Annotated in this window: 14 protein-coding genes and 1 pseudogene; 4 read left to right on the forward strand and 11 right to left on the reverse strand. The window is 70.9% G+C overall.

The genetic code is table 11. The features are described from left to right. The first annotated feature begins 66 nt into the window (after positions 1-66). Together KHP12_RS13780 and KHP12_RS53350 are read left to right on the forward strand one after the other, a co-directional pair. The gene (locus KHP12_RS13780) at positions 67-924 is read left to right on the forward strand and encodes an alpha/beta fold hydrolase (RefSeq protein WP_086881591.1); all 858 of its coding nucleotides are present in this window, start codon (positions 67-69) and stop codon (positions 922-924) included. A 365-nt stretch (positions 925-1,289) separates the two neighbouring features. Further along, positions 1,290-1,689, forward strand: a pseudogene (locus KHP12_RS53350) (STM4011 family radical SAM protein); the annotation flags it as partial. On the opposite strand, the gene KHP12_RS13790 reads toward KHP12_RS53350, so the two are convergent. Continuing rightward, the gene (locus KHP12_RS13790; RefSeq protein ID WP_037961646.1) at positions 1,643-1,894 is read right to left on the reverse strand and encodes a DUF397 domain-containing protein; all 252 of its coding nucleotides are present in this window, start codon (positions 1,892-1,894) and stop codon (positions 1,643-1,645) included. The pseudogene KHP12_RS53350 and the gene KHP12_RS13790 sit on opposite strands and share 47 nt — an antisense overlap. 3 nt (positions 1,895-1,897) lie before the next feature. Next, positions 1,898-2,764 carry a Sco1979 family transcriptional regulator gene (locus tag KHP12_RS13795; protein ID WP_037961647.1) on the reverse strand — a complete coding sequence of 289 codons (867 nt, stop codon included), beginning with the start codon at positions 2,762-2,764 and terminating at the stop codon, positions 1,898-1,900. A gap of 136 nt (positions 2,765-2,900) precedes the next feature. Between KHP12_RS13795 and KHP12_RS13800 the strand changes: the two genes are divergently transcribed. After that, positions 2,901-3,344 (forward strand): ATP-binding protein, encoded by a 444-nt coding sequence (locus tag KHP12_RS13800; RefSeq protein ID WP_240813243.1) that lies wholly within the window; start codon positions 2,901-2,903, stop codon positions 3,342-3,344. Between the two features lie 138 nt (positions 3,345-3,482). On the opposite strand, the gene KHP12_RS13805 is transcribed toward KHP12_RS13800, so the two are convergent. Continuing rightward, entirely contained in the window at positions 3,483-4,280 is a 798-nt protein-coding gene (locus KHP12_RS13805; RefSeq protein ID WP_086881590.1) for an SGNH/GDSL hydrolase family protein, read from the reverse strand. 79 nt (positions 4,281-4,359) lie between these two features. Beyond that, positions 4,360-6,471, reverse strand: a complete 2,112-nt coding sequence (locus tag KHP12_RS13810; RefSeq protein ID WP_086881589.1) for an alpha-galactosidase — start codon at positions 6,469-6,471, stop codon at positions 4,360-4,362. 167 nt (positions 6,472-6,638) lie between these two features. On the opposite strand from KHP12_RS13810, the gene KHP12_RS13815 reads away from it, so the two are divergent. Then, positions 6,639-7,463 (forward strand): tyrosine-protein phosphatase, encoded by an 825-nt coding sequence (locus KHP12_RS13815; RefSeq protein WP_086881588.1) that lies wholly within the window; start codon positions 6,639-6,641, stop codon positions 7,461-7,463. A 341-nt stretch (positions 7,464-7,804) separates the two neighbouring features. On the opposite strand, the gene KHP12_RS13820 is transcribed toward KHP12_RS13815, so the two are convergent. Genes KHP12_RS13820 through shc form a run of 7 tightly spaced genes read right to left on the reverse strand, consistent with a single transcriptional unit; the run spans position 7,805 to position 17,288 of the window. Continuing rightward, positions 7,805-8,998 (reverse strand): serpin family protein, encoded by a 1,194-nt coding sequence (locus KHP12_RS13820; RefSeq protein WP_211833000.1) that lies wholly within the window; start codon positions 8,996-8,998, stop codon positions 7,805-7,807. 17 nt (positions 8,999-9,015) lie between these two features. Then, on the reverse strand, positions 9,016-10,425 hold the full coding sequence (locus tag KHP12_RS13825; protein ID WP_086883776.1) for an aspartate aminotransferase family protein: 1,410 nt from the start codon (positions 10,423-10,425) through the stop codon (positions 9,016-9,018). Beyond that, complete coding sequence (gene dxs / locus KHP12_RS13830; protein ID WP_211833001.1) at positions 10,422-12,395, reverse strand: 1-deoxy-D-xylulose-5-phosphate synthase; 1,974 nt, start codon at positions 12,393-12,395, stop codon at positions 10,422-10,424. The genes KHP12_RS13825 and dxs overlap by 4 nt, the downstream gene beginning before the upstream one ends. A 23-nt stretch (positions 12,396-12,418) precedes the next feature. After that, complete coding sequence (gene ispG, locus KHP12_RS13835) at positions 12,419-13,585, reverse strand: flavodoxin-dependent (E)-4-hydroxy-3-methylbut-2-enyl-diphosphate synthase (protein ID WP_245010209.1); 1,167 nt, start codon at positions 13,583-13,585, stop codon at positions 12,419-12,421. Positions 13,586-13,589: 4 nt separating this feature from the next. After that, entirely contained in the window at positions 13,590-14,615 is a 1,026-nt protein-coding gene (hpnH, locus tag KHP12_RS13840) for an adenosyl-hopene transferase HpnH (protein WP_037964546.1), read from the reverse strand. Then, positions 14,566-15,342 (reverse strand): phosphorylase family protein, encoded by a 777-nt coding sequence (locus KHP12_RS13845; protein WP_210610161.1) that lies wholly within the window; start codon positions 15,340-15,342, stop codon positions 14,566-14,568. Before KHP12_RS13845 ends, hpnH begins: the two co-directional genes overlap by 50 nt. Next, positions 15,342-17,288 (reverse strand): squalene--hopene cyclase, encoded by a 1,947-nt coding sequence (shc, locus tag KHP12_RS13850; RefSeq protein ID WP_210610159.1) that lies wholly within the window; start codon positions 17,286-17,288, stop codon positions 15,342-15,344. Before shc ends, KHP12_RS13845 begins: the two co-directional genes overlap by 1 nt. Positions 17,289-17,336 lie beyond the last annotated feature (48 nt).

The raw sequence follows: 17,336 nt of genomic DNA on the forward strand, positions 1-17,336 counted from the left end.
TCCCTCGACCGCCGTTTTCATCCACTGCCCGATACGGCATTACACAATGCGGAACAAGGAGACACCGTGACGACGACAAGCAGGCCCAGGAAGAACCTCGAGGTGCGGCGATCGGACCACACGACGATCCGGTACACGGCCGGCGGTCCCGCCGGAGGGCCGACTCTGGCTCTCATCCACGGCTGGGCATGCGACCGCGGCGACTTCGACGCGGTGACCGACCATCTGCCCGAGGACTACCGCGTTCTCGCGATCGACCTCGCCGAGCATGGCGAGTCGCGGTCGACGCGGGACGTCTGGACCATGGAGGAGTTCGCCCGCGACGTGGCAGCAGTGCTGGAAGCCGAGTCGGTGGACACATGTGTCGTGGCCGGGCACTCCCTCGGCGGGGCGGTCGCCGTCGAAGTCGGCCGGCTGCTCCCTGCCACGGTCTCTCATGTGGTCGCACTCGACGCGCTGCACTATCTGTCCCTGTTCCCGGCGCTGAGCGACGAACAGACCGACGCGACGCTGCGCATGTTCCGCGAGGACTTCGCCGGAGCGGTGCGGGGCCTCGTCGAGGGAGGTTCGCCGGCCGGGACCAGCACGGCTCTCAAGGATGCGTACTTCGAGAAGATGGTCGCGGTGCGGCAGCCCGCGGGTCTGCGTTCCATCGAGGGTCTGGTGCGTTGGGACATGGACGCGGCGCTGCGCGAGACCAAGCAGCCGATCACCGTGTTCGCGATACGTGACCTGGTGACGCGTGAAGCGATCGACCGCTACGGGGACCGCTTCGACATCGTGCTCGTCGACCTGGGCACCCACCACTTCCAGGTGGAGGCACCCGAAGGCACGGCGAAGATCCTGGCCGGCGTGGGAACCGAGCAGGGATCCGGGAACCGGCCCTCGCTCGCGGCCCGGGGCCGAGCGCGGGATCAGGTCTAGCGCCCGGGGCGTAGGTGTCGGCGTCCACCTTCCGGGGGCCGGTCGATGGTCACGACGCTGAGGTGCGGCGCTGACACGCCCGCCCCGCCGCGTCACCCACGTCTGCCACCTCTCCGTCGAACCCGTCGCCCCCAGGGCGGCACATTCCGTCAAGTCTCCTTGTCCGCAAGTCACCTGGGCTCTCGGGCGCCCGTCTTCCGGTCGCCGAGCATCAGGCGGGCGTGACCGAGGAGTTCAGCGCCCATCTGAAGCTGAACCGCTTCCATCTCGTCAGCCAGTTTCGGCTGGTAGCCCTCACTGTCCGCATCCGAGACCAGATAGCACCCAAGCTGGTTGTACTGGCTCAGCCCAGTTCGGGCAAAGCTGCGGCCGAGGGCCATACCTACACCGACGCCGAGGCGGCCGAGTGGACCGCGCTGGACCCGCTCTTCGGCTACAGCCGCCATCCGCACCGAGGCGCCGGTCCGCCATGCCGGACCGGCGCCTCGGTGATCTCGGTGGACGGCGACGGCGCGGTGCGCCGCCGCCGTTTCATCCCTACGGAACTGGGCAGTCTCCAGAACGGGTCGTAGCGCGTACGACGTGTTCGCGGGCGGTGTGCTGGAACGCGCCCCGGCGCCGCCCCCGCCGGTCGCTTCGTGGTCGGTCGGTCACACTGTTTCCCCCTCGATCCCCCTGGTCACGATGAGCGTCACAGGCCCGGACGTCACACCGGACGTCACAGGAACAGAAAGTCCGCCTCCCCGGCCTTCGCGCTCTGGATGAAGCGTTTCATCTCCAGATGCGTGTAGATCAGGGCCGGTCCGTCCGGGTCGGTCGACTGGCGCAGCGCCACCCGTCCGTCCGTCAGTCTCATGGCCTCGACGCAGCTTCCCCCATTGCCACCGCTCCATGGCTTGTGCCAGCCCTCGTTGCCGAGTTCCCTTGCCGGCATGCCGCTGTAGACGCGGTTCCCGCATATGCGATCCATCGTTCAGATCTCCTTGCGAATGCGACTCAGAATCGCCTGAGTCGTCTGTGCAGGCGCGGCCTGCGCGCACATCCGGTCCAGGGCCTCCAGGAACGCCGATACATCATCGCGCTGGTCGAAGTAGGAGCCGCTGACGAGCGTCTCCGTGTACGCGATATCGGGGAGCTCCGGGATCGGGAACCGGAAGATATGGAAGGGGCCGTACATCGCCGGGTGCGGACCGGCGTCGAACGGCATGACCTGCAAGCGGATATGAGGCGCCTCGGCCTCCTCGATGAGCCTCGCGATCTGGGCACGCATGGTCTCGGCGCCGCCGATGGGGCGGCGCACCACCGTCTCGTCCATGACCACCCACAGCATCGGCGGGTTGTCCCGGGTGAGCAGCGCCTGGCGCTCCATGCGGAGGGCTACGTTGCGCTCGATCTCCGATTCGGGCGCATGCGGCATGCCCGCGCGGAGCACCGCGCGGGCGTAGTCCTCGGTCTGGAGCAGCCCTGGGATGTAGTGCGGCTCGTAGGCCCGGATCAGATTGGCCTCGACCTCCAGGCTGACGAAGGTGTTGAACCACTCCGGCAGGACGTCGCGGAACCGGTGCCACCAGCCGGCCTTGTTGGCCTCGCGCGCGAGGGAGAGGAACCCCTCGACCTCCTCGGGGTCGGTGACGCCGTACGTCCGCAGCAGCTTCTCGACGTACGGGAGCTTCAGGCCGACCTCGGCCTTCTCCATCCGCCGGATCGTGGCATGGGTGACGTCCAGGGCGCGCCCGGCCTGTTCGAATGACAGCCCGGCCTTCTCCCGAAGGTCCTGGAGCCGTTTTCCGAGCACGACTCGCAGGACGGTCGGGGCTCCGCCCGCCCGCGCATCCGCCACTACCGTCCCCCTCCAAGTACCTTCACGACACAGCAGTCTGGCATGGGCTCAGCATTCCGAACAGCCTGCGCTTGCGATTCTGTAATTTACAGATTGAACCTTGCCATACGCGAGTGTGACAGAGCATAGTGTCGGCGTGGCTCCTTCCTATGAGGCTCTCCGGTTAGGGCGCGGCGGCACCGTGGTCGCTCCGCCCCGCCACGACGTGTTTCGTCTGCCGGCGCTGAGCACGTCCGTCGCCGAGGCGAGAAGGCATGTCGTGCGGCGGCTGGGCTCATGGGGCATCGACCAGGACACCCGGGACAGCGCGGAGTTGATCGTCTCCGAGCTCTTCACCAACGCGGTGCGTCACACCTCCAGCGAGGAAGTTCGCTGCTCACTCCAGCTCATAGGCACCCGGCTGCGGCTGGAGGTGGCCGACCAGGGCTGTGCGCGCACGGTGCCCGAGGCCCGGTCGGTGAGCGCGGACCAGGAGGGCGGCCGCGGGCTGATGCTGGTGGAGGCCATGTCGGAGGCCTGGGGGGTCAGGCCGAACCAGGGCGGCGCGGGCCGCGCCGTCTGGGCCTACCTGGCGATATAGCGGCCCAGCGGCGACGACACGACGTACGCGAGCGGTGCCGAGGGAATAGGGGCAGCGACAGCGCATCGGGCGGTCAGCCTCGGGGCGCCAACGGGGGTCTGCCCCTATTCCTCCGGGACCGCTTCGGGTCACAGGCCCTCAGGGCCGCAGCGGCAGCAGATCGGGCCGCTTGGGTTCCACATGGTCACCCGACGACTCTCCGCGCAGCCGTCGGCCGATCCAGGGCACCAGATATTCGCGCGCCCAGTGGATGTTGTCCCGGCGCACCTCGGCCGGGGTGCGCTGCCCCTCCGGGGGCCAGGGCTGATCGGGGTCGGCGGGGACGTCGAGGCCGAGCACCTGACCGGCCCTCAGCGCGACCCGGGTGTGACCGTCCGGCGACAGATGCAGCCGGTCGGCGTCCCAGGCCCGGCGGTCCTGCACCGAGCGCAGCGACCACAGGTCGAGCACCGGGCAGCCGTGGCGGTCGGCGATCGCCCGCACATGCGCCGTATACGTGGCGATCTTGCCCCGTAGATGGCGCAGCACCGGCACCCCTCTGGTGTCGAAGCCGGTGCACAGCAGCACCGTGCCCACCCGCGCCCGGAGGTCGGCGACGGCGGCCTCATAGCGCTCGGCCACATCGTCGGGGTCGCTGCCGGGGCGCAGGATGTCATTGCCACCCGCGCAGAAGGTGACCAGATCGGGGCCGAGTTCGATGGCCCGGGCCACCTGCTCGGCCACTATCTGGTCAAGGAGTCGACCGCGTACGGCCAGATTGGCGTAGCGGAAATCGTCGTGGGGTCGTTGGTCGGACAGCAGGACGGCGAGCCGGTCGGCCCAGCCGACGAACACCCCGTCAGGACCGGGGTCGCCGACGCCCTCGGTGAAGCTGTCCCCGACGGCTGCGTAGGACCCGATGGAACCGTTGCTGAATCTCTCCTTATCGTCTGCCACGTCGGGACATCATTCACCCGATGGCGTGACTTACGCCACCGTAACCGGGGCTTGACGTGGGGTGATCTATCCCACCTGGTCAGTTTCGGCGAAGGTGGAATACGGCGGCGTCCAGGTCGCCGCTCAGCCCGGTGCGCAAGCCCCGGTGGGCGAGCACCGCTCCACGGTGCACCTCCCCGGTCTCCAGATCCCGGTAGGTGGCCGCCGGGTCGAGCCCGCGCAGCCGCAGCGGAGGCTGTGCCCGGCCGTGGTGCTGCGACTGGAGCCAGGCCAGCACCACGGTCTCCTCGCCCCGGACGTACTGCACCGCGCTGAGCCCGTCGCCCTCCGGAGGCCGCAGCCGGTACAGCTCACCGTGCTGGACGACCGGGCGCACCCGCTTGTAGAGCGCCACCCAGTCGCGGGCCTCGGCGAGTTCGGCCTCGCTCCAGCGGGTCAGATCGCCACCCACGCCCAGCACCCCGGCCATCGCGCTGACGAAGCGGAAGCGCAGCGAGCTGACGCGGGCGTTGCCCATGGCGTTGGGGCTGTCGGTGACCCAGGCGGCCATCACCCGGGCCGGGTGGAGCTGACCGAAGCCGTGCTGGATGGCCAGCCGGTCCAGCGGATCGGTGTTGTCAGAGGTCCACACCTGGTCGGTGTGGGCCAGGACGCCGAGGTCGATCCGGCCGCCGCCGCCCGAGCAGGACTCGAAGGCGACCCCGGGGTGGGCCGCGCGCAGCCGCTCCAGCAGCTCGTACAGCCCGCGTACATGGTCGATCCACAACCGTCGCGGATAGGGGTCGCCGGGCCAGCCGGGGTCCGCGAAGGAGCGGTTGAAGTCCCATTTCACATAGTCGATGGGCGCGCCGCTCAGCAGAGTGTCCAGCCGCTCCCACAGATAGGCACGCACCTCGGGTCGGGCGAGGTTGAGCACGAGCTGGTTGCGGAACTCGGTGCGACCCCGGCCGGGGTGGTGCTGCACCCAGTCGGGATGGGCACGGTAGAGGTCGCTGTCGGGGTTGACCATCTCCGGCTCGACCCAGATGCCGAACCGCATCCCGAGCGCGTGCACCTGGTCGGCCAGCGGCTTCAGCCCGTACGGAAAGCGGTCCGGGTTGGGCGTCCAGTCGCCGAGCCCGGCCCGGTCGCTGGTGCGCGAACCGAACCAGCCGTCGTCCACGACGAACAGCTCGACGCCCATGTCGGCGGCCAGCCGCGCGAGCGAGCCCTGCTGCTCCTCGCTCACCTCGAACTCGGTGGCCTCCCACGAGTTGTAGAGCACCGGCCGGGACCGGTCGGCGCCGGGGACCACATGCGCGAGCTGCCAGGCGTGCCAGGCGCGGCTCGCGGCCCCGAAGCCGCCGTCGGTCCACAGCCCCGCGAAGACGGGCGTGGTGAAGGACTCACCGGGCGCGAGGAGCAGCTGGCCCGCGTCGTCGTGGCCGACCCCGCCGACCGCCTGGACGGCGCCGTCGCTCAGCAGCTGGACGGCGATCCGCCAGGCCCCGGACCAGGCGAGTGCGCAGCTGTGCACCTCGCCGCTCTCCTCGGTGGCCGCCCCGCCGTCCAGGGCGATCCAGGGCAGATGGTGATGGCTGGTATGGCCTCGGCGGCTGCCGATCACCTTCTCGCCGGGGGTGAGCTCGGTGCGGGCGAGCCGGCTCTCGGCGGCCCAGCGGCCGTGCAGATGGGACAGCCGCCAGCGGTCGCGCGCCGGGAGCGACCAGGCGGCGGAGTCGGCGCGCAGCAGCTCCACCGGCTCCTGCCCGGCGGTGCCGGTGTGGGCGAGGGCGGTCCAGCGCTCGATGACATCGCCGTCGTCCCGCATCCGGTAGTGGAGGGTGATGTCGAGGTGGTGCAGCGGATCGTGGAAGCGCAGCCGCAGCTCCTCACCGGTGCCGGGGTCGAGGACGGTGCCGCCGCCGAAGCGCCACTCGGTGCCGCGTACGCCCCCGGCGTGGACGGACAGGGCGGGGCGTACAAAGCGCGGACCGCCCTCCACGGGGTACTCCTCGCGCCCGTCAAGCGGTGATTCGAACGGCCAGTCCGGCGGCCCGGGCTCGGCGGCGAGGGCCTCGGCGTCCTCGACCGCGATCCTCGGCCCCCAGTGGAGATGGAGCAGCTCATCACGGTCGGTGAGGTGCAGGGCGTAGCTGCTGCGCCGCCCCGAGAGCACCCAGAGCCGACCGCTTCCACCGGTTTCGATCATCGCACTCCCCAATTCTCCACAGGTATCAACATGATCGGGGAGGGCGGACGGTGCGGCAATGCCCGCACCCTCACGAGACCGATTGCCCGTTGCACGCATGTCGTATGGTCAGCTTCAGCCCGCCTCGTCGACGAGCCGCGTCGGCGGCCGATGGTGAAGGAGAGCCCGTGACGCAGCAGTCGCAGTCGCCGCAGGTCCCCCAGGCCGAAAGCCGATTGGTGGGGGTACGCAATTTCCGTGATCTCGGTGGACTGCCGGCTGCCGACGGCCGCCGGGTACGGCCCGGAGTACTGTTCCGCAGCGGCCATCTCGCCCATGCCACCGAGGCGGACACGGCCTACCTCGACTCGCTCGGCCTGCACACCGTCTTCGACTTCCGCAACGCCGCCGACATCAAGCTGGAGGGTCCGGACGTCACGCTCCGCGGGGTCCGCAACGTCAATCTGCCGCTGTCCGACCCGGCCGACGGCGCCGGGTTCTGGAGGATGGTGCGCGAGGGCGATCTGAAGACCCTGCGCGAGCTGCTCTCCGAGGGCCGGGCCGAGAAGCGCATGATCGGCTCCTACCGCTCCATCATCACCACCCGGCTCGTCGAACACGGCCGGATCCTCCGCGACATGGCCGAGGACAGCTCACCGGTGCTGATGCACTGTTCCGCGGGCAAGGACCGGGCCGGGCTCTCCATCGCGGTGACCCTGCTGGCCCTCGGCGTCGACCAGGAGGCCATCGAGGCCGACTACCTCGAGTCGGCGGCCACCCACCGGCGCTACAAGATCTGGCGCAAGGGCGCTCCGGGGGACGGCTCCGACCCCATGTCGCCCGAGGTCATGGCGCTGCTGCTGCCGCTGTTCGACGCGCGCGCCGAATATCTGGCGGCGGCGTTCACGACCATCGAGGAGACCTGGGGCGGCCCCGAGCGCTATCTCGCCGAGGGGCTCGGCCTCTCCCCCGAACAGCGCGACCGGCTCCGGGAACGGCTGCTCACCGCCTGACGCGCTTCACGGGCTGGGGAGGTGTCCGACGGATCTTGAGGCCTGCGGCGGGCTGCTCCCCTACCCCGCCCCTTCCCGACACCTGACGATATGCGGCTCCGCCGCGTGGGGGGCTGCGCCCCAGACCCCGGGGTCCAGGGGCGAAGCCCCTGCCACGCGGCGGAGCCGCATATCGATACTGCGGGAAGGGGCGGGGAGGGGAAAGATCCACCGGACACCGCGTAAGGGGCTTCGGGTGCGAGACGGAGACGGCCGCGGGCTCACGGGGCTCACGGGGCTCACGGGGCTCACGGGGCTCACGGGGCTCACGGGGCTCACGGGGCTCACGGGGCTCACGGGGCTCACCACATGGTGTCGGCCCCGGGCTCCGGCTCGGTGACCCAGCCCGCCGTCAGCACCAGACCGGTGGCGCGGTGCACGGCCAGGAAGCCGAACGGGCGGTCGTACGCCACGCTGATCAGCTTCGCCTTCTGCTGCGGCGGCGCCGAACCGGGCGCCATGGCGAACGCGGTCACCGCCGCCGCCCGGAAGCCCTCGGCGCTGAACGAGGCGGTCATGGACTGCTCCGCCGAGTACAGCGCCAGCGCGGCGGGGCTGATCCCCGGAAAGTGGCCGCGCGCGGTGTCCTGGGCGGTACGCAGCCCGAACAGCTCGGCCCTGCGCAGCAGATCGTGCCGCGCCGTCACGGTGAACTGCGGGGTGGAGAGCGTCGCCCGGGGCGTGGGGTCCCAGCTCGGGACCTCCATCACCCGGACCCCGGGCCCGGCCTCGCCCAGCGGCAGCGCCGAGCCCGGCAGCCCCGGGTACTCCCCGGCCACCGCGCCGATCCCGGCCTCCAGCACCTCGCCGCCCACGGCGTCCTCGGCTCCGAGGACCAGGTGCGCATCCAGCCCGTTGTCACCCGCGATGCCCGAGAGGGTGAGCGGACCGGCCGGGGTGTCGGGGACGACCCGCAGCACCCCGTCGAGGTCGTCCGTGGACCGGGTGAGTCCGGCCAGCGAGCGGTCCCGCCAGGGGCCGCTCGCCGGCCTCAGCCAGCCCGGCCGGAACGGCTGGAGCCAGGCCGTCTCCACCGTGAGCGCCCCGGCCAGCACCAGCCGGGTGTCGGGGGTGAGCGGCACCGGCATCTCGGCGATCGCGCCCCGGGTGCGCCGGGACGCCCAGCCGTCCAGCTCCTTGCGGTCGCGCTCGGCGTCCCCGGTCAGCGTGGAGCGTACGCCCGGGGGCAGCCCGGCCTCCCACTCGGGCCGGATCGGCAGGTCCTGACGGGTCCACAGCCCGGTGGCCGCGTGCACGCCGTCCATGGCGTCCAGCGACCCGAGCAGCCGCCCGCCGAGCGCCGTCGCGCCGTCCGCGCCGACGCCCAGCGCGCCCGCCAGCTCCTGTCGGGCCGGGCCGTCGGCACCGCCCGCGAGCAGGGCGAGCAGCGACCAGACCCCGGTGGCGGCGAAGGCCGTGCCCTCGTCCGCCACGGCCGCCCGCGCCCACCTCGCCGTCATCGTGTTCACGGCCCGTACGGCGGTCGCGTCGATCATCCGGGGTCCCCCATCGGTCAGCGGTTGGCCACCGCCTGTTTGACGAGCGCCCGGCCGAAGTCCCAGATCAGACCGCCGCCGTCGTGTGCGTCGTCCATGACCGCTGTGAACGCCTCGACGAAACGGTCCACTTCCCGCTCACCGATGATCAGCGGCGGGATCAGCTTAATGACCTCCAGATGGTCGCCGGACACCTGGGTGAGGATGCGATGGCGCCGCAGCAGCGGGACGACGACCATCTGCGCGAACAGCCCCTTGCGCGCCGCCTGGAGCATCGCCCACCGGCCGCGCAGCCCCAGTGAGCTGGGTCGGCCGAACTCGATGCCGATCATCAGCCCCCGGCCGCGGACGTCGTGCAGCAGCTCGTAGCGGTCCACCAGGGCGGCGAGGCGGTCGCGCAGCAGCTCGCCGGTGCGGCGGGCGTTGGCCACGACCTCCTCGTCCTCCATGACGGCGAGGACGGCGAGCCCGGCCGCCATGGCCTGGGCGTTGGAGCCGAAGCTGGCCGAGTGCACCAGCACCCGGTCCATCGACGAATAGACCCTTTTGAAGATCCAGTCCTTGCCGAGGGTCGCACCGACCGGCACATAGCCGCCGGAGAGTGCCTTGGCCACGCACACCAGATCCGGTTCGACGCCGTCCTCGTGCTGGTAGGCGAAGAAGTCCCCGGTGCGGCCGAGGCCGGTCTGCACCTCGTCCGCGATGAGCAGGGCCTTGTGGCGGTGGAGCAGCTCCTGTGCGGCGCGCAGGAAGCCGGGCGGGGCCTCGTGCACCCCCTTGCCCTGGATGGGCTCCACCACGAACCCCGCCACGTCCCCGCGCGCCAGCTCCCGCTCCAGCGCCTCGAGGTCGCCCATCTCGATCGGGGTGTCGGGCAGCAGCGGGGCGAACCCCTTGCGGAAGCCGTCCTCGCCGTTGACCGACAGCGCGCCGGTGGTCAGCCCGTGGAAGGCGTGGGCGCAGTACAGGACGCGCGGCTTGCGGGTGGCGTAGCGGGCGAACTTCAGGGCGGTCTCGACGGCCTCGGTGCCGCTGTTGCCGAAGAAGACCCGGTCCAGATGGGGGGCGTGGGTCAGCAGCCGCTCGGCCAGCAGACCGGGCAGCGGCTGGCAGTCGAAGCGGGTCAGATCGGCCAGGTCGGCGTCCAGGACGTCGTGCAGCGCCTTGCGGACCACGGGGTGGTGGCGGCCCAGGCCCATCACCCCGAAGCCGGCGAGCATATCGAGGTAGTCCTGGCCCTCGTCGTCCCAGAAGTACGCGCCCTCGGCCCGCTCGTAGACCTTGTCGAACCCGATGGTGCGCAGCATCCGGGGCAGCTGGTGGTTGAGGTGCCGGGTGTGCAGGTCGTACCGCTCCGAGGCGCGCTCGGCCAGCAGCTTGCCGAGGTCGAAGCCCGAACGCCGCTGCTGCTGCTCGGCTGCTGTCATGCCTGGCTCTCCTCGGCGGCGGTACGGGCTTCGGCGGCGGTACGACCCCCGGCGGGCGTACGGGCCCCGGCGGCGGCACGCGCCTCGGCGAGGGCGCTCGCCCGCTCCGGGTGGGCCGCCTCGATACGGGTCAGGGCCGCCCCGATCCGGCCCGCGATCTCGGCGGGGGTGAGCCCGATGTCGGCGAGCACCTCACCGCGCTTGGCATGGGCCAGGAACGCCTCGGGGATGCCGAACGTCCGCACCGGCAGGTCGACTTCGGCGTCCCGCAGCGTCTGGGCGACGGCCGCGCCCACCCCGCCGGTGCGCACATTGTCCTCCACGACCGCCACCAGCCGGTGGCGCGCCGCGAGCCCGGGGAGCTCGGGGTCGACGGGCTTGACCCAGCGCGGATCCACCACCGTGCAGCCGATGCCGCGCCCGGCCAGCAGCTCGGCGGCGCGCAGCGCGACGGGCGCCATGACCCCGGCCGCGACGAGGAGGACGTCCTCGCCCCGGCGCAGGACGTCCATCCCGCCCACCCGGTCGATCGCCGGAATCGGCTCCCCCACCGACTCCTTGGGGAAGCGGATGACGGTCGGCGCGTCGTCCACGTCGATCGCCTCGCGCAGCTGGGCGCGGAGCTGGTCGGCGTCGCGCGGGGCGGCGATCCGCAGCCCCGGCACCACCTGGAGGACGGACATGTCCCACATGCCGTTGTGGCTCGGCCCGTCGGTGCCGGTGACACCGGCCCGGTCCAGGACGAAGGTCACCCCGCACCCGTGCAGGGCGACATCCATGAGGATCTGGTCGAAGGCGCGGTTGAGGAAGGTGGCGTAGACGGCGAGGACCGGGTGGAGTCCGCCGGTGGCGAGCCCGGCCGCCGAGACCGCCGCGTGCTGCTCGGCGATGCCCACGTCCCACACCCGCTCGGGGTACGCCTCGGCGAAGCCGGCGAGCCCCACGGGGTGCAGCATCGCGGCGGTGAGGGCGACCACATCGGGCCGCTCGGCGCCGATCCGCACCATCTCCTCGCCGAACACCGAGGTCCATGAGCGGCTGCCGGAGGGGGTCAGCGGCGCGCAGGTGAGCGGGTCCATCGCGGCCACGGTGTGGAAATGATCCGCCTCGTCCTCCAGCGCGGGCGGGTAGCCCCGCCCCTTCTCGGTCAGGCAGTGGACGAGGACCGGGCCGTGGAACCGCTTGGCGCGGCGCAGGGCCGACTCGACCGCCTCGGTGTCATGGCCGTCGATGGGGCCGACGTACTTCAGCCCCAGGTCCTCGAACATGCCCTGCGGCGCGAAGGCGTCCTTGAACCCCTTCTTGGCGCCGTGCAGCGGCTGGCCGACCACGGGGGTGCGCTGGAGCACGTCCTTGCCCCAGGCCAGGAAGCGCTCGTAGCCGTCGGTGGTGCGCAGGGTGGCGAGGTGGTTGGCGAGCCCGCCGATGGTCGGCGAGTAGGAGCGCTCGTTGTCGTTGACGACGATGACCAGCGGCCGGTCCCGGGCGGCGGCGATGTTGTTGAGCGCCTCCCAGGCCATACCGCCGGTCAGCGCCCCGTCCCCGATGACGGCCACCACATGGTCGGTGCCGCCGTGCACCTCGTTGGCCTTGGCGAGGCCGTCGGCCCAGCCCAGCACGGTGGAGGCATGGCTGTTCTCGATGATGTCGTGCTCGGACTCGGCCCGTGACGGATAGCCGGACAGCCCGCCCTTGTGGCGGAGCTTGGAGAAGTCCTGGCGGCCGGTGAGCAGTTTGTGGACGTAGGACTGGTGGCCGGTGTCCCACAGGATGCGATCGGCGGGCGAGTCGAAGACGCGGTGCAGGGCTATGGACAGCTCGACCACGCCGAGGTTCGGTCCCAGATGGCCCCCGGTCCTGGCCACCGCCTCGATCAGGAACTCCCTGATCTCCTGGGCGAGCGCGGCCAGTTCCTCACCGGTCAGCGCCTTGAGGTCGTGCGGGCCCCGGATGTTCTCCAGCAATGGCACGGTCGGTTCCCCTCCTCGGTGTATCAGCTCACGGTGACGTCCGGGGTACCCGACGGGACCCCCTCATCCTCCATGCGCCGCGCGATGTTCATGGCCTCGTCGATCAGGGTCTCCACGATCTTCGACTCCGGCACGGTCTTGATGACCTCGCCCTTGACGAAGATCTGCCCCTTGCCATTGCCTGACGCCACCCCCAGATCCGCTTCCCGCGCCTCACCCGGACCGTTCACCACACAGCCCATGACCGCGACCCGCAGCGGGACCTCCATGCCCTCCAGACCGGCCGTCACCTCATCCGCGAGCTTGTACACATCCACCTGCGCCCGACCGCACGACGGACACGAGACGATCTCCAACCGCCGCTGCCGCAGATTCAACGACTCCAGAATCTGGATCCCGACCTTCACCTCCTCCGCCGGAGGCGCCGACAGCGACACCCGGATCGTGTCCCCGATCCCCTCACTCAACAGCGCACCGAACGCCACCGCCGACTTGATCGTCCCCTGAAACGCCGGACCCGCCTCCGTCACACCCAGATGCAGCGGATAGTCACACTGAGCCGCCAGCTGACGATAGGCGTTGACCATCACCACCGGATCGTTGTGCTTCACCGAGATCTTGATATCCCGGAACCCGTGCTCCTCGAACAGCGAGCACTCCCACAACGCCGACTCCACCAACGCCTCCGGCGTGGCCTTGCCGTACTTCTCCAGCAACCGCTTGTCCAGCGACCCCGCGTTCACCCCGATACGAATCGGCACACCCGCGTCCGACGCCGCCTTCGCGATCTCCCTGACCTTGTCGTCGAACTGCCGGATGTTCCCCGGATTCACCCGCACCGCCGCACACCCGGCATCAATCGCCGCGAACACATACTTCGGCTGGAAGTGAATATCGGCGATCACCGGAATCTGCGACTTCTTCGCGATCACCGGCAACGCGTCCGCGTCATCCTGCGACGGACACGCCACCCGCACGATCTGGCACCCCGACGCCGTCAACTCCGCGATCTGCTGCAACGTCGCACCGATGTCCGCCGTCACCGTCGTCGTCATCGACTGCACCGAGATCGGCGCGTCGCCGCCCACGGCCACCGATCCGACCTGGAGGCGGCGTGAGACCCGGCGCGGTGCGAGGGGCCTGCCCGGCACGCCGGGCAGGCCGAGTGCGACTGGTTCCGCTGAGCTCATCGCGTCACCCATGGCTTCCGGCGGCGGTCTCCCGGGCGGCGCGCAGCGACTCCTTGAGGGAGCCCATGGTCGCCAGGACCGCGGTGGGCTCATAGCCGCAGTGGGCCATGCAGTTGTCGCAGCGCGGATCCCTGCCGCGGCCGTAAGCGTCCCAGTCGGTCTCCTCCACCAGCTGACGGTAGGTCGGGACATAGCCGTCGCTCATCAGATAGCAGGGGCGCTGCCAGCCGAAGAGGGAGTAGTTGGGAATGCCCCAGGCCGTGCACGGGAAGTCCGTCTTGCCCTCGAGGAAGTCGAGGAAGAGCGGGCTGTGGTTGAGCCGCCAGCGGCGCCGGTTGCCCCCGGCGAACGCCTTGCGGAACAGCTCGCGGGTCTGCTCGACGCCCAGGAAGTGCTCCTGGTCGGGTGCCTTCTCGTACGCGTAGGCGGGCGAGATCATCATCTCGTCCACCTCGAGTTCGTCATTGAGGAAGTCGAGCACGTCGATGACGGTCTGCGGGGTGTCGGTATTGAAGAAGGTGGAATTGGTGGTGACCCGGAAGCCGCGCCGTTTGGCCTCCTTGATGGCCTCCACCGCCTCGTCGAACACCCCCTCCTTCGCCACCGATTCGTCATGCCGCTCCCGCAGCCCGTCGATGTGCACCGCGAAGGCGAAGTACGGGGACGGCTTGAACAGATGCATCTTCTTCCGCAGCAGCATCGCGTTGGTGCACAGGAAGACGTACTTCTTCCGCGCCACCAGCTGCCGTACGATCTCGTCGATCTGCGGGTGCATCAGGGGTTCGCCGCCCGCGATGGACACCATCGGCGCGCCCGACTCCAGCACCGCGCCCACCGCCTGGGCGACCGGCATGCGCTGCTTGAGCACCCCGGCCGGATGCTGGATCTTCCCGCAGCCCTCGCACTTGAGGTTGCACGCGAACAGCGGCTCGAGCTCGACGATCAACGGGAACTTGTCCCGCCGCTTGATCATCTTCTGTTCAAAGAGATACGTCGCGACCCGGATGGTCTGGCGGAGAGGCATGGCCATCTAGCTCACCTCCTGGGAGCAGCGAAGAACGGTGCCAGTGAAAGAAAGCGGGGAGAACGGTCCGAAGAACCCGGAAAGCCGATATTCCACCGCGTAGCGTGCCGATTCGGACGAGTTCATGTTCTGGAGCGTCCACGACCACCCGGACGGCCGCAACCGGACGGACGCCGTGGCCGACGGCGGTGCGCAGGGTCGCGGCGGACTCCATGTCCACCGCGATGGCGCCGGTGCTGTGCAGCGCGGCCCGCTCGGCGCCGCGCACCACATGGTCCGAGCCCACGACCGGACCGATATGGACGGCCCGGCGGGGGCCGCCGGGGAGGGGAGGGGACAGGGCGTCGGCGAGGATCCGGGTGCCGGCGCACAGGGTCCGGCCCGCCGGATCGCGGGTCTCGTCGGCGACAACGATGTCCCCCGGATGCATTCCGGGGGCCAGCCCGGCGCAGAAGCCGGTGGCGATGACGGCGGTGGGCCGCTCACCGGGCGTGGCGCGCCGCTCACCGGGGGCACCGGGCGCACCGGGTTCACCTGGCTCACCGGACCTTCCGGTGAGCGCCCGGGTCACGGCGCGCTCGGCCGACTGCGGCCCCATGCCCGTGCGCAGCACGGTCACGGCCCCGGCGGCGGCGCCGAGGCCCGCGCCGCGCAGGGCGAACCGCTCGATGCCGAGCGCACAGGCGATCAGCAGCGCCGCACCGTCGGCCTCCGCGGCCGGATCGGCGGACATCAACTGCTCCGCGGTCGCGCCCCGGTGGGCTCGCCGTGGACATACCGGCCCAGTGCCGTGACCGGGAAGACCTGCCGGTACAGGTGGTAGTTGATGGAGAAGTCCCAGGGGAAGCCGGTGCCGGTGAAGTACGGCTCGTCCCAGGAGCCGTCCTGCCGCTGGGTCTGGGCGAGCCAGGTGACCCCGCGCTCCACGGCCGCGCCGTCCCGCTCCCCCGCCGCCAGCAGCGCGAGCAGCGCCCACGCCGTCTGCGAGGCGGTGGAGGCGCCCCGGCCCATCCACTCGGCGTCGAGGTAGGAGCGCTGGTCCTCGCCCCAGCCGCCGTCCTCGTTCTGGACGCTCTCCAGCCAGCGGACGGCCCGGCGGACCGCCGGATGGGAGGCGGGGACGCCCGCGGCGATCAGCGCGGGGACGACGGAGCCGGTGCCGTAGACGTAGTTGGTGCCCCAGCGGCCGAACCAGGCGCCGCTCGGCTCCTGCTCGGCCAGCAGCCAGGAGATACCGCGCCGGGTGCGGGCGTCGTACGTCCGCCCCTCGTGCGCCAGCATCTCCACGACATGCGCGGTGACATCGGCCGACGGCGGGTCGATCACCTCGCCGAAGTCGCAGAACGGCAGCTTGTTGGGGAGCGGGCTGGTGTTGTCGACGTCGAACGCGCCCCACGCCCCGTTCTTCGACTGCATGCCCAGGGTCCAGCGCATGGCCCGCCGCACGGCCGCCTCGATCCGCTCGGGCTCGGGGTGGTCGACCCGGCGCAGCGCCAGGATGACCTCGGCGGTGTCGTCGATGTCGGGGTAGTTGTCGTTGTGGAACTCGAAAGCCCAGCCGCCGGAGGGCAGCCCGGGCCGCCGGACCGACCAGTCGCCGGGCCGGTCGATCTGCTCGGTCAGCATCCAGTCGGCGGCCTTGACCAGCGCCGGGTGGTCCGGCGCGAGACCGGCGTCGGCGAGCGCGATGGCGGCCAGGCAGGTGTCCCAGACCGGGGACTGACAGGCTTCGATCATCCGGCTGCCGTCCTCGCGCCACACCGCGAACCGGTCCAGCGACTCCAGACCGGCGCGCATCACGGGGTGGTCGAGGTCGTAGCCGAGCAGATGGAGGGCGATGAGGGAGTAGACGGCGGGCGGCTGGATGCCGCCCCAGCAGCCGTCGTTCTCCTGCCGCTCCACGATCCAGCGGGCGCAGGAGCGCAGCGCGGCCCGGCGCAGCGGGCGGAAGGCGACCTTGTGGTAGGCGTGCAGCGCCCGGTCCAGCCGCTGGAAGGCGCCGTCCCAGGAGGCGACGGGGGCGAGCGGGCGCGGCGGATTGGGCCTGCGGGGGTCAATGTGGAGCTCGTCGAGGGGGAAGGGGGCCGGGCGCACGGGGCGCTTGGCCGAGACGATGGTGAGGGGCACGATGGTCTGCCGGGCCCAGCAGCCGAAGTCGTAGATGTTGAGCGGAAGCCACTTCGGGAAGTAGATGATCTCCGGTGGCAGCTCGGGCAGGTCCTCCCAGCGCCACCAGCCGAAGAGGGCCAGCCAGATCCGGGTGAACACCCGACTGCTCGCGATCCCGCCCCGGGAGCGCACCCAGGCGGAGGCGGCGGCCATATGGGGCGCGTCGGGCTCGTCGCCGGCCAGCCGCAGGGCGACATACGCCTCGATGGTGGCGGAGAGCTCGGGCGGACCGCCGTGGAAGGTGGCCCAGGTGCCGTCGGTGGCCTGCTGGGAGCGCAGATAGCGGGCCGCGGCGTCGAGGGTGTCGGGGTCCTGGATGCCGAGGAACTGGCGGAGCATCAGGTCCTCGGCGTCCATGGTGACGTTGGTCTCCAGGTCGCCCTTCCACCAGCCCCGCTCGTCCTGGCGGGACAGCAGGTGGTCCACGGCGCGGGCCATCGCCTCACGGGCGACGCTTAACGTCTTGGGCTCGAATGATTCGGAGGGTTGGACGGTCGGTGTCGCTGTCATGGCTTCCCCTCTGCAGTGTGCTCATCTGCCGTCTTTGGGGCTTCCGTC

This window comes from Streptomyces asiaticus (assembly GCF_018138715.1).
Taxonomy (GTDB): Bacteria; Actinomycetota; Actinomycetes; order Streptomycetales; family Streptomycetaceae; genus Streptomyces; species Streptomyces asiaticus.

What these genes read in the sequence shown, in the direction of transcription:
- KHP12_RS13820 (WP_211833000.1), bottom strand. Translation starts at nt 8,998, where the DNA reads ATGATCGACGCGACCGCCGTACGGGCCGTGAACACGATGACGGCGAGG.
- KHP12_RS13790 (WP_037961646.1), bottom strand. Translation starts at nt 1,894, where the DNA reads ATGGATCGCATATGCGGGAACCGCGTCTACAGCGGCATGCCGGCAAGG.
- KHP12_RS13845 (WP_210610161.1), bottom strand. Translation starts at nt 15,342, where the DNA reads ATGTCCGCCGATCCGGCCGCGGAGGCCGACGGTGCGGCGCTGCTGATC.
- KHP12_RS13810 (WP_086881589.1), bottom strand. Translation starts at nt 6,471, where the DNA reads ATGATCGAAACCGGTGGAAGCGGTCGGCTCTGGGTGCTCTCGGGGCGG.
- hpnH (WP_037964546.1), bottom strand. Translation starts at nt 14,615, where the DNA reads ATGGCCATGCCTCTCCGCCAGACCATCCGGGTCGCGACGTATCTCTTT.
- KHP12_RS13825 (WP_086883776.1), bottom strand. Translation starts at nt 10,425, where the DNA reads ATGACAGCAGCCGAGCAGCAGCAGCGGCGTTCGGGCTTCGACCTCGGC.
- ispG (WP_245010209.1), bottom strand. Translation starts at nt 13,585, where the DNA reads ATGAGCTCAGCGGAACCAGTCGCACTCGGCCTGCCCGGCGTGCCGGGC.
- shc (WP_210610159.1), bottom strand. Translation starts at nt 17,288, where the DNA reads ATGACAGCGACACCGACCGTCCAACCCTCCGAATCATTCGAGCCCAAG.